Annotated in this window: 19 protein-coding genes; 12 read left to right on the top strand and 7 right to left on the bottom strand. The window is 46.1% G+C overall.

The window, feature by feature from the left end; translation table 11 throughout:
* Positions 1–31 precede the first annotated feature (31 nt).
* Positions 32–688, top strand: coding sequence for an ion channel (locus SG35_RS15030; RefSeq protein WP_053043266.1), 657 nt, complete (start codon positions 32–34; stop codon positions 686–688).
* A 39-nt stretch (positions 689–727) separates the two neighbouring features.
* Here SG35_RS15030 and SG35_RS15025 read toward each other — a convergent pair whose 3' ends face one another.
* Positions 728–1,387, bottom strand: a complete 660-nt coding sequence (locus SG35_RS15025; RefSeq protein ID WP_044834625.1) for a hypothetical protein — start codon at positions 1,385–1,387, stop codon at positions 728–730.
* 212 nt (positions 1,388–1,599) lie between these two features.
* Between SG35_RS15025 and SG35_RS15020 the strand changes: the two genes are divergently transcribed.
* The 10 genes from SG35_RS15020 to SG35_RS14975 all read left to right on the top strand — a co-directional run bounded on the left by SG35_RS15020 (position 1,600) and on the right by SG35_RS14975 (position 7,907).
* Complete coding sequence (locus SG35_RS15020) at positions 1,600–2,787, top strand: tetratricopeptide repeat protein (protein WP_044834624.1); 1,188 nt, start codon at positions 1,600–1,602, stop codon at positions 2,785–2,787.
* Between the two features lie 55 nt (positions 2,788–2,842).
* On the top strand, positions 2,843–3,748 hold the full coding sequence (locus SG35_RS15015) for a M28 family peptidase (protein ID WP_044834623.1): 906 nt from the start codon (positions 2,843–2,845) through the stop codon (positions 3,746–3,748).
* A 144-nt stretch (positions 3,749–3,892) separates the two neighbouring features.
* Complete coding sequence (locus SG35_RS15010; RefSeq protein WP_044834622.1) at positions 3,893–4,450, top strand: phosphoribosyltransferase; 558 nt, start codon at positions 3,893–3,895, stop codon at positions 4,448–4,450.
* Positions 4,451–4,626: 176 nt separating this feature from the next.
* Positions 4,627–5,106 carry a hypothetical protein gene (locus SG35_RS15005; RefSeq protein WP_044834621.1) on the top strand — a complete coding sequence of 160 codons (480 nt, stop codon included), beginning with the start codon at positions 4,627–4,629 and terminating at the stop codon, positions 5,104–5,106.
* An 89-nt stretch (positions 5,107–5,195) separates the two neighbouring features.
* Complete coding sequence (locus tag SG35_RS15000; RefSeq protein WP_044834620.1) at positions 5,196–5,840, top strand: CatA-like O-acetyltransferase; 645 nt, start codon at positions 5,196–5,198, stop codon at positions 5,838–5,840.
* 180 nt (positions 5,841–6,020) lie between these two features.
* Entirely contained in the window at positions 6,021–6,500 is a 480-nt protein-coding gene (locus SG35_RS14995) for a hypothetical protein (protein ID WP_044834619.1), read from the top strand.
* A gap of 158 nt (positions 6,501–6,658) precedes the next feature.
* On the top strand, positions 6,659–6,835 hold the full coding sequence (locus SG35_RS14990) for a hypothetical protein (RefSeq protein WP_160298341.1): 177 nt from the start codon (positions 6,659–6,661) through the stop codon (positions 6,833–6,835).
* Positions 6,836–7,169: 334 nt separating this feature from the next.
* Complete coding sequence (locus tag SG35_RS14985) at positions 7,170–7,346, top strand: hypothetical protein (protein ID WP_160298340.1); 177 nt, start codon at positions 7,170–7,172, stop codon at positions 7,344–7,346.
* A gap of 56 nt (positions 7,347–7,402) precedes the next feature.
* Positions 7,403–7,585 (top strand): hypothetical protein, encoded by a 183-nt coding sequence (locus tag SG35_RS14980; protein WP_044834618.1) that lies wholly within the window; start codon positions 7,403–7,405, stop codon positions 7,583–7,585.
* A 133-nt stretch (positions 7,586–7,718) separates the two neighbouring features.
* Positions 7,719–7,907, top strand: coding sequence for a hypothetical protein (locus tag SG35_RS14975; protein WP_044834617.1), 189 nt, complete (start codon positions 7,719–7,721; stop codon positions 7,905–7,907).
* Positions 7,908–8,008: 101 nt separating this feature from the next.
* On the opposite strand, the gene SG35_RS14970 is transcribed toward SG35_RS14975, so the two are convergent.
* Positions 8,009–9,730 (bottom strand): alkaline phosphatase D family protein, encoded by a 1,722-nt coding sequence (locus SG35_RS14970; protein ID WP_044834616.1) that lies wholly within the window; start codon positions 9,728–9,730, stop codon positions 8,009–8,011.
* Between the two features lie 292 nt (positions 9,731–10,022).
* Positions 10,023–11,066, bottom strand: a complete 1,044-nt coding sequence (locus SG35_RS14965; protein WP_044834615.1) for a Leu/Phe/Val dehydrogenase — start codon at positions 11,064–11,066, stop codon at positions 10,023–10,025.
* Between the two features lie 212 nt (positions 11,067–11,278).
* Between SG35_RS14965 and SG35_RS14960 the strand changes: the two genes are divergently transcribed.
* Positions 11,279–11,692 (top strand): DUF4826 family protein, encoded by a 414-nt coding sequence (locus SG35_RS14960; protein ID WP_044834614.1) that lies wholly within the window; start codon positions 11,279–11,281, stop codon positions 11,690–11,692.
* Between the two features lie 184 nt (positions 11,693–11,876).
* Here SG35_RS14960 and SG35_RS14955 read toward each other — a convergent pair whose 3' ends face one another.
* The 4 genes from SG35_RS14955 to hflD form a co-directional block, all read right to left on the bottom strand.
* The gene (locus tag SG35_RS14955) at positions 11,877–12,290 is read right to left on the bottom strand and encodes a GNAT family N-acetyltransferase (RefSeq protein ID WP_160298339.1); all 414 of its coding nucleotides are present in this window, start codon (positions 12,288–12,290) and stop codon (positions 11,877–11,879) included.
* Between the two features lie 54 nt (positions 12,291–12,344).
* Positions 12,345–13,493, bottom strand: a complete 1,149-nt coding sequence (locus SG35_RS14950) for a cupin domain-containing protein (protein WP_044834612.1) — start codon at positions 13,491–13,493, stop codon at positions 12,345–12,347.
* 152 nt (positions 13,494–13,645) lie between these two features.
* A complete protein-coding gene (gene purB, locus SG35_RS14945) occupies positions 13,646–15,016 on the bottom strand; it encodes an adenylosuccinate lyase (protein WP_044834611.1) in 1,371 nt (456 codons plus the stop codon).
* 36 nt (positions 15,017–15,052) lie between these two features.
* Positions 15,053–15,670, bottom strand: a complete 618-nt coding sequence (gene hflD, locus SG35_RS14940) for a high frequency lysogenization protein HflD (RefSeq protein WP_044834610.1) — start codon at positions 15,668–15,670, stop codon at positions 15,053–15,055.
* Positions 15,671–15,683: the final 13 nt, after the last annotated feature.

Below are 15,683 nucleotides of genomic sequence, written 5' to 3'. Positions count from 1 at the left end.
ACACAGCGCTAACATTAATCACGGTATTGTGATGTTTTTACATCAGCAGGTAACAAACAAGTATGGCTTCATCGTTTTATTATGCAGCCTGGTTGCTTTATTGCTGCTGCCTTCATATTGGCAGGGGCAACATAAGCAAGTGGTGATGGCGCTGCTTTTGCTGGTGGTCATGTTATCTTTTTTGAGTTTGGTTGCCCGCAAGCGTGTTGAAATTATCCTGGGCACTCTTTTGTCACTGCCGGTGTTGTATCTGAACCTGCATAATCTTTTTGCCGGTGGGACACAGGTAAGCGTACTGGTATATTTTCTCAATGTCTTGTTTTATCTGTTTATTGTTTTTGAATTGCTCAGGCATATTATCAGCCAGAAATTCGTCGACTTTAACCTGATAGCCGCCATCATCGTCTATTTAATTATTGGTCTGCTGTGGGCTTTTATTTATCTTATCCTGGAAACACAAACGCCCGGGGCCATTTTAGGGGAGCACAATACCGGTGTGGAAAATATGCTTTCAACCTTGCTGTATTTTAGCTATGTCACTATGACTACCCTAGGTTATGGTGACATTTCACCCCATACGGAACTGGCAGGGAAATGGGTGGTGTTAGAAGCAATTATCGGCCAGTTTTATATCGCTATACTCGTGGCCAGACTGGTGAGTTTATATGGCATGAAAGTTCCGGATTGACTGTTTAATCCATCGCTTAATGGTGAGCCATTGTTTATCCTAAACTGTTTGGTCGAATAAACTGCCCTGGCGATTATCCAACTGGCTGACAAATTCGCTGCTGATAAAAGCATTGCGCCTTTGCGCTTGACTGGCCTGTCCGGAAAGTTCGACAAAAGTCTCATTTGGGGCTGCTACTGCGTTGCTATTGCTGGTTGATTGTTCTGCTTGAGTACTTTGGGAAGTCTGGGTGTTGTTTTGTATCTCTTGCTGGTTTTCATTAAATTGCTCGATAGCGTTTTCGGCAAGTTCTGCCTGTTGCTGCTGTCCGGCAAAGCCGACAGCGGTTGATCTGACCTCATCGGCAGAGGCGTCGGTGGCATTAACTACTGCGGCAGCTTGCCGGGGAGAAATATTCAATTGATTTTGTTCATTTTCATCCCTGGTTGCCTGGGTAAAAGTTTGTGCCTGTTGTCTCTGGCTGTTTTGTTCAAGACGGTCTACTGCCTGCTCCCGGCTGATGTCGACGGAAACCGATCGGTTATTGCTATTGATTTCAAGATTGACGCTATTTTGTGATCTGTCGCCGTTCTCGACATTATCTTCGTTCGGACGTACGGAAACATTGTTATTGTTGGCGGGAATGTTGTTGCTATTGCCGTTATTTTGCAATCTGTTTGCGTTGGTTAACGGCGAAAAACTGCTGGAAATGGGGCCCATGAGAGTGTCCGCTTGCTGATATCACTTAAGCCAATTATACCTCAGGAGGCGACTAAAAAATAGCCGGTTTGTACCTGTTGTTGATTAAGCACAAGAGGGAAGATGGGATATTGTAAAAGAATATTAACATTTGAAACTTTTACTAACAGCAACAATAAGTTTCATATAAGCTGGATATTAGAGGAAGCCTTTAATTCGCTTTAGGAGTGCTGATGAGAAAAACCGCGCAGTTATGTATATTGTTATGTTCACTTACCCTGACGGCTTGTCAGAGCACTAAATTTGAGTCGCCGCCGGCCACTCAGGTCGACACCAGTTTCTATCTTGACGAAAAATTCCCAGATTATAACCTGGTGGATGTCGAGAGCACTGAAGAGATTTTTGCCATTGATGATGAAATGCGGCTGATGGTCGCCGAGCAGGTGGCGCCCGAGCATAATTTTAAAAAACGCGCGATAAAACTGCTGCGTCAGATCTTTAAAAAGGATAATTTAGGGCTGGCTTATCAAAGCGGCGCCAATGTTATTGCCACAGATGCCTACCATAAAAATATTGCCAACTGTTTGTCGTTAACGATCATGTCTTATGCCCTTGCCCGGGAGGCGGAGCTTAATGTCAGTTTCCAGGAGGTGCTGATCCCGGAATATTGGGTGCGTCACGGCGAGCATAATATGCTTACCGGCCATGTTAACCTGCGTTTGACGGCGGATAAAAGACCCAGTGAAACCATTATTTTCGGCGGCAACGACATCGAAGTCGACTTCGATCCCTTTGTGATGAAAAAATCATTTCCAAAAAGAGCCATTACCAGAAATACCGTGCTGGCGATGTTTTATAACAACAAAGGCGCCCAGGCGATGGTCAATTCAGATTATAACGGCGCCTATGCCTATCTAAAAGCGGCGACTTTGAGCGATCCCGGTTTTAGTACGGCTTGGGGTAACCTGGGGTTATTATACAGGTACAATGAGCAAAGAGAGCTTGCCAAACGGACCTATCGTCATGCGATCAGTTTAAGTAAGCGTAACTTCACCGCCATGAGTAACCTGGCCTTATTGCTCAAAGGCGAAGGTAAGATTGAGGAAGCGGAAAAGATCAAGCAGGGTATTGTCAGAAAACGCGAAAAAAATCCTTATTATCATGCCTTGCTGGCGGATGAGGCCTTTCATAACGGTGATGCCGACTTAGCCGTGCGCCTTTATAAAAAAGCCATCAGGCTCGATAACAAGGCCCATGAATTTTATTTTGGTCTGGCAAAGGCGTACTATCAACAAGATAAACTGGACTCGGCAAAACGGGCGATGAAAAAAGCCATCGCTTTAAACCGGGTACCCAAGACAGAGCATGAATACCTGTCAAAATTAGACTTCTTAAAATCGGCAGGAAAAGAGCATAGATAACCTGATAAGACTTTTTTCGACATGGCTGGCCCTGATATTTATTCCGGGTTACGCCATGGCGGTTCAACTACCTGCTTCTCAGGCGCTGGTATATAACCAGGAGCAGTTACTCTCGCATGTACAGACCCTGGCCTCGGATGAATTCTCCGGCCGTGAAATGGCGACCCTGGGCAATGAAAAAGCCCGCGTCTATATTATTAATGCCTTAAAGCAGTTAGATGTGGCGCCGCTGGGGCAGGACTACCGCCAGGTATTTAACCACAAATCTGATGTCAGAGGCGCCAATGTGATCGGGGTTATCCCGGGAACAGAGTTTCCACAGCAATATATTGTGCTTTCTGCCCATTTTGATCATATCGGCAAGGGGACGAGAGTGATATATAACGGCGCCGATGATAATGCCTCAGGCACTGCGGCCTTATTGAGCATCGCCGAGCAGGTCAAACAGGCTCCTTTGCGCTACAGCTTGATTTTATTGTTTAGCGACGGTGAGGAGCTTGGCCTGGTGGGCGCCCATGCTTTTATCAACTCATATCAAGGGTTACTTGGCGATATCAAACTCAATATCAACCTGGATATGATCGCCGGTGATCGCGGCACAAAAAAATTAAGGTTTATCAGTAAGGGCATCGAGACCTTACTCGATGAGCAAGGGTTAAAGAGGTGGTCTGAGTTAAGGGATTCAGCTGAGATCCAGGTTAAAAAAGGCTTTAAATCAGGCTCAAGCAGTATTACCCGCGGCGCAAGTTCGGTCAATAACCGTATCAGGTGGCGGGCCGCCAGCGATCATTATGTTTTTTATAAGGCGAAGATCCCCTTTGTTTATTTTGGCGTTGGCACCCATAAGAATTATCATACCGGCAACGACGATTTTAATGGTATCAACCAGGCATTTTATTTAAGCGCGACCGCGTCAATCTGCCGGCAAATCTACCTGCTGGATCGCTTGATGACAAACTGACTGTACTTTTCCAGCAATATCCCTGCGCGATTTTTTAGGGAAATTCTACCCTCAGGCATTATCAAATGTTATCTATGGGGTTATAATTGCCCTTTGGTATCAAGCAAGCGCTTAAATAGGCGCCCCAACAAGGTTCTGTCATAAATGGATAAACATTTTATCACTGCCCAGCAGTTGCTGGAAGATTCGTTTCGTCTGGCGGCAAAAGTATATGAAGATGGTTTTCGTCCTCAGTTTATTGTCGGTATCTGGCGCGGCGGCGCGCCAATAGGTATCGCTGTGCAGGAATACTTTGATTTTAAAAAAGTTGAAACGGACCATATTGCGGTGCGAACTTCTTCTTATTACGGCATCAATCAACAGAGTAAAGAAATTAAAGTCCATGGTCTGCATTACATCATTGAAAATGCCAATGCCGATGACGGTTTATTAATTGTCGATGATGTTTTTGATTCTGGCCGCAGCATCGAAGCTTTGATCAAGCAGCTGAATTTGTTGACCCGTCGTAACATGCCACAAGATGTGCGTATTGCCTGCCCCTGGTATAAGCCGAAAAACTCTAAAGTAGATTTGGTACCTGATTATTATATTCACGAATCAGAAGAATGGCTGGTGTTCCCGCACGAGCTTTCCGGATTAACACCGGATGAGATCATTGCAGGTAAAAAAGATCTGGGCAATATCCACCATTTATTGGTGTAGGGTGTCAAGCGCTGTGTTTATTTCGCGCTTGGCAAACGGCTTTACTCAGGAGTTGAGTTAAGCATTTATGTTAAAACGTCGATTGTGTTGTCACATTCGGCGTTTTTTCTTTTATGACCAGCTAGTTTGGTCTGTCCGGGTAACCCTTGGCAGCCGAAAGAGCAGGGGGCTTATCTATGGTTAAACCGGCAAAGACTAAACTATGCCGTTATCCTTTTACAGTAGTACCGGGTTATGGCGTGGCATCGGGCCGGGCAGACGATACTCCTTATCTCGAAGGGACGATAGCCTTGCAAAAACCTTTCTTTTCGGCCTTAGGGTTAGATCTCAGTAGCTGTTTTAATGGTACCATCAATGCCGCTTTTGACTGCGCTCAGGTGAGTCTGAACTGTTGGGATCACCAGTTTTCACGGGTAAGCTGGTTTGCCGCCTTACCAGCGGAAGATTTCAGGTTTGTCAGCTGCGAGTTGCTCAGGCAAGAGTCTTTATCGGCAAAGCGCTACCCGGCCTATATTTATCAGGTGGCAGCCAGCAGTAAAGTTGGCCATGTTCAGCCCGGCAACGTGTTAGAATTACTGGCGCCTGAAATTACCGGTTTAGCTTATGGTGATGTCATGGTGCTGGAAATAAAAGAAAATATCCTGGCGTTTGCTTGATGGCACTTTATCTAGGCCCAGGTATTGCCAACATAACTTTCCCGACAGCGTCTTAGCTATCAGGCGGTAAAAAAATTAAGGTGTAACCGATGAAAAAAATTGATCTGTGTAGTTGGAACAGACGAAATCATTATGAATTTTATAAAGACTTTACCGATCCCTGCTTTAATCTCTGCGTCAGTGTTGATGTTTCCAATGCGGTAAATTACGCCAGGCAACATCAACTCTCGGTTTTTTTGACTTTGCTGTATTTATCCAATAAAGCCACCAATGCCGTTGAAGCATTTCGAAGACGTTTAGACAGCGAAAAAAATGTCTGGCAAGTAGATTGTACCCGGCCTTCCGCCACTGTGCTAAAAGAAGATGAGACCTTTAATTTTTGTGACTTTACTTATACCGAAAAGCTGCAGGACTTTGTGCGAAAAGGCAGGGAACAAATGCAAGAAGCGAAGTCAGAGCCGGCGTTAGTGAATGTCAGCAATCACCCGGAGCAGATTTTCTATTCGGTTATCCCCTGGCTTGAGTTTACCAGCTATAAACATGCCGCCAATGCCGGTTTCAATGATGTGCCGAAAATTGTCTTTGGTAAAATAACCGCTAAGAATGCCTCGGCACCCGACGAAGAGCGTTTGATGATGCCGGTATCGGTTGAACTTAATCATGCGCTGGCGGACGGTTTGGATATCGCAAGATATATCGCCGCTTTTGAAAAAAACATCGCAAGTTTATCTTAATTCACCTTACTGGTTTCTTGTTTGCGCCGGAGAAAAAAACAGCACTTTTTCCGGCGCCAGGCCCCGTTTTTAGCGGATTACACAAAATTACAAAACCTTACCCTGTGTTTACATGAACGTGCACGTAAATTGCTGATAGTTAGCCGTAATTAAATAAATCCTCAGATTTGGAGCTAACAAATGAATATTAACAGCACAAGCCCGTCACTGGTGACCAGTACGCATTCCTACATGGATTATCAAAAAGCGACCCAGGAGCAAATTGAAAAATTCCAGGCGACCATGCAGGAAAAAACACAGGATAAAACCCTGGATGTCAGCGACAAAGGTAAAATTCACAACTATATGTCCGGCTTAAGTGCGGAAGAAAGAACCGAGGCGAAGACCTTCCTCGATTCGGTGAAAAGCGCGAAAGAAAAAGGCAGCTTCGATGCCGCAACCTTTGCCGGCCAGGCGCCCGAGTCCATTAAAAATATGGCCAGCGAGTTTGGTGTTAATTTAGAAGACATGATTGGTAAAGCGCCGAAAGATAACCCCCTGATGAATGCCCAGGGCACCTTTAAAGGTGGTACAAACCTTTACCAGCAGGTTTCAAAGTTAAATTCAGGGCAAGAACAAACGGCATCGATTATGGATATTTTAGCCGATGAGCAGGTTTAAGGCGCAGCTATCAAGTGCTTTGCCATGCGGCAATTTATTACCGCATGGCAATTAATTGCCGCATGGCCGGCGACCTTTTACCCATACTTGAACTCAGGCGGTAATTCATCCATTATTAAGCAAGTAACTACCACTGACAATTATTGCAAGGTTTTGTTATGAGCAAGGATGAATTTGAACGGATGAATTTATTATCGGAAAAGGCCCTCCATCAAACAGCAAGCTCAGTTGAAATGGAAGAATTTCATCAGTTACTCCAGCAGTGGAATGTGCCAAATGACATTAAACTGGCCGGTAATCTTATTGATAAAGATAAAGACGATTTTCTAAACTAGTCCAAAATAACTTCAATCAGGTCAACAAGCTGGGCTTGTTAAGCCGGGTTTTGTTATTACCCGTATAAGGAGTATTGATCAGGACCAGAGCAAGTATCACTCGCTTTCGTGATCAAGCTGGGCTAGGATAAAACAACAAGCAGGACAGCGTAAAAAGGTCCGGGTATAAATGCTCACCGTCGTCGTATATTGCTTCTTTTAAATAAGTGTTTTTCAATATGGTATCGCATGGCTACCGCAACCTTGTGGTTTTAGTTTTCACTGCCAAATGTTTCCTTGGTTTATCAATAGCCAATAAGGCGTTAATAACCCGCTAACAACAGGGAGTGTTTTGATGAATATTGAAGAGTTCGACCGGTTAAATAAATTATCTGAAAAGTTACTCACCCATACCGCCGCATCCATCGAGAAGGAAGAGTTTTATTTCTTGCTGAGCCAATGGAATAATTCCAAGTATAACCTGCTGCGGGAAATCACTGAATTTAACCATGACGAAGATGCTATTTATTAGCTTAGCCGGTAACAAGGTCATGCTGGTGAGGTGAGCAATGATAAAAAGCGTTTACCATGCTCACCCGGCCGGTGATGGCCAATAAGGCCATCTCGGTATTAGCCCAAATCAGCGTGATAGTCGCTCAAGCCCATTTACTTGCTGTAAATGCCGCTATTGGGCAACAATCTGTGGCGAGCAAGGCAACAAGCCGGATCCTTGTCGGGGGCAGTGAGCTATTGAAAATCAGCAAGCCCTGAACAGCCTGGTTAGGGGAGAACGGGAGAGAAACTGTGATGTTTTAATTAATTTTCAATAGTTTTCATCGGATATTTAGTACTCATGGCTTTCTCAGCTATAGTTATTTTAAGCTAGCGAAAAGGATATTTGATCATGGATAAACTCCCCCCGGCCCTCGTTCAAGTTTGGTTAACCATGGCACATACCGAACAAACCCATTTTCAGGATACCAAAGATAAAGCCATTAAAAAGCTGATCCATCATTTTGGCAATGTCGATATTGCCCAAATGTATGTAGATGAATTTAAAAAAAGAAATGAAGAAGTGGTTAAGCGCAATTAATCAGCCGGGCACTTGTTTACTAATACCGGGGAAGTTGTATCAGAAGTTTTCGTTTTAATATCCGGGCGGTTTTCCCCGCCCGGATATTGAGTCGCTAGGGTTTAGCTTTGCTCGGTAAGCCACATATCAACAGGTTCATAATGGAACTTCTTATAAACCTTCTTAGTGGTATCCGGATTATCGGTTTTCTTGTCTATGTTATAGACGGTCCAGAATAATTCATTTTTATTAAATTCAAGCAGGGCATAACCGTGAATAGCGCTGTTAAAGTCTTTAATATGCGGGTTGTTGACCTGAACGCCGCCATTTAACATGGCTTTAAATACCGAGCCGACATCGATATTCTGATTAACGGTATCCTGCAGGTTAGGAGAAGAAATTGCCGGTGTCATCAGCTCTACCCCAACCAGGTTGGAGTAATCCCAGTTGTTGACATTACCGTAGTCGACTTTCAGGTAAGAGGTGATGCTGGTGTGCAGATCGCCGGTAAGTACTACGAAGTTGGAGACATTATTGTCTTTAACGGCAGACATGATTTTCTCACGTTCCCATTGGTAACCGTCCCAGGCATCATAGTTGGCATATACCAGTTCAATACCCGCCACCGTACCGGCAAGTTGTGCCAGCAGGGTCTGATTACCCCAGACTTTCCATTTGGCATTGGAAGTGGTCAGGCCGTTGATCAACCAGTCTCTTTGCTCATGGCCCAGCATGGTTTGCGATTTATTTTCATAGTCGGTACACCAGAAATTCTGCCAGGCGCTGCCGTCTTTACAAGGCTCTTTGGTACGGTAGGTACGGCTGTCGGTCATATAAAGATCGAGCAGGTCGCCAAACTTGAACGAGCGGTACAAGCTTAAATATTCAAAGGCATGGCTGGCGTCTTCATTGACCTGAACCCGGGCCGGCACATATTCAATCCAGGCTTTTTGTGCGTCGCGACGCAACTGGCGTAAATTCTCCGGATTATTGCCAAAGCGATCATCCGTGGTATAAGGGTGGTGAGGTACGCCCAAGGTATCGCGGTCATAATCCCAGTAGGCATTGTCTGCCGTTTCGTGATCGTCCCAGGTGATAATAAAGGTATGGTTTTCCATTGCCCGCTGCAGGTTGGGATCTTTGCGGTATGCCTGGTAGATATAGCGGTAATCGGCCAGGTCCATGGCAACTTTTTCACCGCTGGGTAAGTTCATCGGGTGGACGACTTGCGACTCGAACCCTTCGTATTTGGCATATTCGTAGATGAAATCCCCTAAGTGGATCACAAACTGAATATCTTCATTGGCGATGTGGTTGTAGGCATTGTAAAAGCCTGTGGTGTAATCCTGACAAGTAACCACGGCCATTTTAATATTATCAAGTTCGCCGTTGGCTAAGGTAAAACAGCGGCCGGTACGGCTGATGACATCGCCGTAAATAAAGCGGTAGTAATAACGGTTACCTGCGCTTAAATGGCCTTCGATATCCATGTTGATGGTATAGTCACGTTCGGCGCTGATATTTTCTGCCAGTACTTCTGCAGAAAAAATGACCTGATTAAAGGCATCGTCGCTGGCAACCTGGACAAACAGGGATTGCCCCTGAACATAACTGGCCGGATTGATATGGGTCCAGAGAATAACACCGGTTTCGCTGGGATCGCCGGAGGCGACAGATAAATCAAAGACTTGTCCTTGCTGATCAACCGTCAGGCCCTCTGGGGTTGCGCCTGATAAAAAGTCGGCATAGACAGGGCTGGTATTGCTGGCTAAGGTGCGAACGGCAAACGGAGTTAATAAAGTTAAGCCTAAAGCTTGTACAAAGGTACGGCGGGAGATTGACATAAAATCACTTTTTCCTTGTCAAAAGTTAAATAATACGGATATCTAAAAAAGGGGCGGGATGATAATAGAATCATGGGTAAAAAAACAGCTTTATTTGCGTTTTCTTTGTTGTTATTTGTAATTGTTTGGTTTTTGCTTTGATGGATTAAAGTTATGGTGATTTTAAGTCGATTTTAAAGTCAGGCCTGAGAAAAGGTGCTGAAGAATCGCAATAAAACTTTAGTGCAAAATAGCAAAAATCCCCGCCGCTATGAGCGGCGGGGATTTTAAAACAGCTGTTGCTTAAACCATACTAGAGGTTGTGCTTACCGCCGGCGGCGATGATCTTACGCGCCATTTCATCGGCGACCCGGCCGGTGGGTTTGTTTTGCCCGTCGGCGGTGTTAAAGATTTCGAGTAAGGTATCGTAGATCTCTTCCACCTTACGGGTCGCCCGGTCTTTATCATAGTTTTCTTCGAAGGAAACATTGATAATACCGCCGGCATTGATGACATAATCCGGTGCGTATAAGATGCCGCGCTCAACCAGTGCCTGGTCATGGCGGGGCTCTGCCAGCTGGTTATTGGCACAACCGGCAATAATGCCCGCCTTGATGCGGTCTATGGTGCTGTCGTTGATGGTGGCGCCTAGGGCACACGGGGCGTAAATGTCGGCGTCCTGATCGTAAATGTCATTTAAGCCGACAACTTCGGCGTTAAATTCTGTTGCCACTTTATCCAGCGCCGCCTGGTTCAAATCGGTGACCACCAGCTTGGCGCCGGCCTGATGCAAATGCTCGCATAAATAATAACCGACACTGCCCAGGCCCTGGATAGCGACCTTCAATCCGGTTAAATCATCGGTTTTAAGCTTATGCTTAACGGCGGCTTTGATGCCAAGGAAAGTACCTAGGGCGGTGAAAGGGGCCGGGTTGCCGCTTTTGCCTTCGGTGCCGGTAACATAGGGGGTTACCGTATTGGCAATGGCGATATCGTCTGTGGTGATATTGACATCTTCTGCGCTGACATAACGTCCGCCCAAGCCGTTGAGGGCATTGCCGAAGGCCTTAAAAAGCGCTTCTGATTTTATTTGCTTAGCGTCACCGATAATCACAGACTTGCCGCCGCCCATGGCTAAACCCGCCATGGCATTTTTATAAGTCATGCCGCGGGAAAGGCGCAATACGTCGATGACGGCTTCCTCGTCGGTGGCGTAGTCCCACATGCGACAACCGCCAACGGCAGCGCCTAACTTAGTGCTGTGTACGGCGATGATCGCTTTTAAACCTGTTGCTTTGTCACTGCAAAATACCACTTGTTCGTGGTCATCGAAATCTACTAAATCAAAAATTGCCACTGTTATTTCTCCGCGAATACTGGGGCTAGCTCAATTGCTGTTTTTATAAATGAACTATAGTTGTAATATTTCGCTGCGCACAATAGCATTTCACTTATATCCAGGCTACTAAACTGTTAAAATATCTTTCATTAAAAGTGTGAAGTTATGAATACAAGTTCTGGCTTTACGTGTATCTTAGTTAATTGATGTGAAATAAATAGAAGTAAAAAATGACCGATCAAGCAAATATGAACGAAGAACAACAAAATCAATGGGTGCGTGAGCAATACCAGGTGGCGACAAAATATCTGGCGGATAAAGGTTTAATTACCGAGTCCGTTGCCGTGGAAGAAAGCCGTTACCTGGTGCCGGTACTGGCTGTTTGGAAACTGAAATTGCTCGATGGCACTAAAACCTGGGTGATCAGCGGCGACTTGCCCACAGATCATTCCAGCGCCGATGTCGCCCCGGATGCCCGTGACGCTCTACGCCACTTCTCCCTGAAATGGCAGTTGCAGGCGGAGAACCTGTCTAAAGCCGGCGATGTTGAGCAAAATAAGTTTGCCGAATTGTTGATCAGCAGGGCCGAAGGTTTATACCGCCTTTATGAAGATGAAAAAGTATGGGGTTCAAAACCGGCTTGATCTGTTTGGGAAAGCGTTCTTGTTACTTCAGCCTGAGAAGCTGTTAGAGAAAATCAACCGTGCCGGCTGCTGCCGGCATTTTTATAACCTTTAAGGTCGGGCTGCCAGTTCTTGTTTAAGTATGGTTTGTTTACGCCCCGGCTGATAGACCGGGAGCTACCGGCAAGCAACGGTGGCTTAGGCGTTAATGGCTCAGGTAGTAATGGGCACTGCTGACTTCTTCTATCGGACATGCCATTCTTTGCCTGGGGATGCCGGCTTCCATAAACACCGTACCGACAACGTTAAAATGATGCTTGCGAAAATATTCGACCGAATCGAGCGGGCTATGGATAAAGACTTCGGTGAGTTTGAGCTCTTTGGCAACTTTAAGTAAGCCGTCAAGCACCAGCTTGTCGACATCTTTATTGCGAAAGTGCATCAATACCGCCACCCGGCTGATCTCACCGGTGGGCAAGATCCTCCCTGTGGCAATCGGCTCTTGTGTGCCATCGTCACAGACCAGCATGTGGTAGGCGAGAGGATCCTTGCGATCAAACTCGATCTTTCGCGGGATCCGCCATTCACAAACAAAGACTTTTTCTCGGACATTTTTCAAGAGTGGGGCTGCCTGCTCCCATTGGACACGGCAAAAGCTATACGACATCAGACATTATTCTATAAACCAATAACCCTTGTTTAAAACACTAGTTAACAATTGAGCGTTAAGCAAACAGCTGGTGAAACTTTTTATTTCTTGTGTTGTCAAAGGCAAACTTTGCGCCAATTTTGTTGCTAAAGCGAAAGTTTTTTCCTCGAGTGCCCAGGCTTCGCCGTTGATATAAAGACAAGGAGAAGGTGTTGATATAATCAGAGATTTAATGCCTGATACCGGAGTGAAGCAGATCTCTTCTTCCGATAAGATATCATCGAGCTGCTCTGGAGTAATTGGCGTCACCGGCACTAAAATTTCCATGGCATGGTGGCATTGGGTCAGGAAGCTGCCGATGAAATCATTAAACAGGGTCTCGTCATCAAGTTGGGCCTGCATAAAGTTTTTGATCTGTGCAATATCTTTACTTTCCAGCTGCTCCGGGTTTTCGGTAAGCTGACGGTTTGGATCATCCAGTCGCCGGGTACCTGCGTCAAGGTCGAGCAGCTTGTCGGCAAAAGCTGACCACAACTCCTGGTTATTGGGGGCCTGAAAACCAACGGAATAATTGAGGGAGTTTTCAAGGGCAACACCGTTGTGGGGATGATTCGGCGGGATATAGAGCAGGTCTCCCGGCCCGGTGATTTCATCGATCACCGGGGTAAAATCCGATACCTGTTTCAGATCCGGATGGGGTAATAACTGCTTTAAACTTTCATCCGGTAAGCCCACCTGCCAGCGTCTTTTCCCTTGTCCCTGGATAATGAAGACATCATATTGATCCAGGTGAGGACCAACACCGCCTCCCGGGGTGGAAAAACTGACCATAACATCATCTATACGCCAGTTGGGAATAAAGCGAAACGGGGTGAGCAGGTCATGGGTCTTTGTTGACCAGTTATTGGTGGCCTGTACCAGCAGGGTCCAGTCCTGCTCGCCGAATTGGTCGAAGGCGCTAAAAGGGCCGTGCGCGACCTGCCAGTCTTCCTTGCCTTGCTGGCTGATGATGCGGGATTCAATTTCTTCTTCCATGGCAAAGCCTGCCAGTTCGTCGGCATCGACGGGATCGCTAAAATCGCGAAAGGCATTTTTGATCAATAGGGGTTTTTTTTGCCAGTATTCTTTTAAAAATTGCTCAGGGGTTAGATCCTGCCAGTGGATTTGCATCATGATGTTTTCGCTTCGCTGATTATTTCGGGATTTATCAAGTGTAGTAAAGGAGAAAAAGAAGGCTGTTGCCTTCTTTTTCAGTCGAAACCCGGGTAGAGCAGGTTTCGTTGAGCTGTTGTATGACTCGTTAGTCTATTCGTTTTATAGCATTACTAGTCAAGTTCAGCGATAAAGGATACCGCGCGGCCAATATAACCGGCGGGGGTCAGCGCTGATAATTCAGCCTTAACCGTCTCAGGTAAGTCCAGGGCATTGATAAAGGCATGCATAGAAGCCTGATCAACACGTTTGCCGCGGGTGAGTTCTTTTAACTTTTCATACGGCTTTTCAATGCCGTAGCGACGCATCACGGTCTGGATCGGCTCAGCCAGTACTTCCCAGTTATTATCAAGCTCGGTCAGTAAACTGTCTTCGTTTACCTGTAACTTACTGATCCCCTTACGGGTAGCCTGATAGGCGATCAGTGAGTGGGCAAAACCTACGCCTAAGTTACGTAATACCGTGGAGTCGGTCAGATCACGCTGCCAGCGGGAAATCGGCAGTTTTTGTGCTAAGTGCGTTAATAACGCATTAGCGATGCCCAGGTTACCTTCCGAGTTTTCAAAATCAATCGGATTCACCTTATGGGGCATAGTAGATGAGCCAATTTCACCGGCGATGGTTTTTTGTTTGAAGTGACCCAGGGCGATGTAACCCCAGATGTCGCGGTCAAAGTCGATTAAAATGGTATTGAAACGGGCGATGGCATCGAACATTTCAGCAATGTAATCATGGGGCTCGATTTGCGTGGTATAGGCGTTCCAGCTCAGTCCCAGTGAATTAACAAATTCATTGGCAAACTGGTGCCAGTTTACTTCCGGGTAGGCGGAGAGGTGGGCGTTATAGTTACCGACCGCGCCGTTGATTTTACCCAGTAAAGCAATGTCGGCAATTTGCTGGCGCTGACGCTTTAAGCGCACATAGACATTGGCCATTTCCTTGCCTAAAGTGCTGGGGGAGGCCGGTTGCCCGTGGGTGCGGCACATCATAGGAATTGACTGGTATTCAACGGCCAGCGCTTTAATGTCGGCTAAAATGTCATCTATTTCCGGCAGCAGCACCTGCTCACGACATTCTTTTAACATTAAGCCGTGGGAGAGGTTGTTGATGTCTTCCGAGGTACAGGCGAAATGGATAAACTCGGTTACGGCATTTAATTCTTCATTGCCGGCCACCTGCTCCTTGAGGAAATACTCAACGGCTTTAACATCGTGATTGGTAGTGGCTTCTATGGTTTTAACCCGTTGTGCGTCTTGTTCTGAAAAATTGGCAACGATGGCATCCAATAGCGCATTGGCCTGGGCGCTAAAGGCCGGTACTTCTGCTATCTCAGCCGTGGCGGCCAGCTTTTGCAACCAGCGTACTTCGACGGTAACGCGATATTTTACTAAGCCAAACTCACTGAAAATAGGGCGTAACGCTTTAACTTTACTGCCATAACGACCATCTACCGGTGAAATTGCGCTTAACGCTGAAAGTTCCATAAAATGTTCCCGTGTTAAAATTAATAGTTAAGAAAGTTAAATTTGCTCAAGTAATTCTTGTCCGCAAGCAAGCAGCTTGGTACGGCCAAAAAGGATATTTCTTCGTTTACCACCGACCTGGCGCCAAAGTACCGTGGCGCGGATCCCGGCCAAAAGCAGTGCCCGGATCTTATGCTGGTTGATCGGCTGTTTTAAAATTTCCGGTTCGCCGGCGACCTGGATACGGGCGCCGAGGGGGCTGACGATGTCGCTGTAAATACTGGCCAGGCTCGACAGTAAAGTGTCGCTGGTGATCTCATAGTGATCCAGCTGGCGCTGTGCCTGTTCGATGCGGCGGGCCAGCTGCTGCATGTTCTCCGGTTTTTTCGTCAAGCGCCGCTCAAGGTTTAGCAGGCCAACGATATAGCGGGTTAATTCCGGGTCTTTATGTTTTGACTGGTTACCCAGGTGATTGGTTAATACCGTTAAACCTGTCTTTAAATTGCCGATTGTCCCGCCATAAACCGCTAAGGTGTTTTCCGGTGAGGTAATGGTAATGCTTTTTAACAGCGTCACCAGTTCATCTTCGTCAATTTGTCCGGTACGTGATAATTGCTGTACCAGGTGTGAGACCTGGCATATTGCTGCGAAAGTTAACGCTTGTTCTTTTATCATGGCTAATAGTGCT

The organism is Thalassomonas actiniarum (genome assembly GCF_000948975.2).
Lineage (GTDB): Bacteria > Pseudomonadota > Gammaproteobacteria > Enterobacterales > Alteromonadaceae > Thalassomonas > Thalassomonas actiniarum.
Note: the sequence above shows the minus strand (reverse complement) of the source record. Positions and strands in the feature narration are given on the sequence as shown.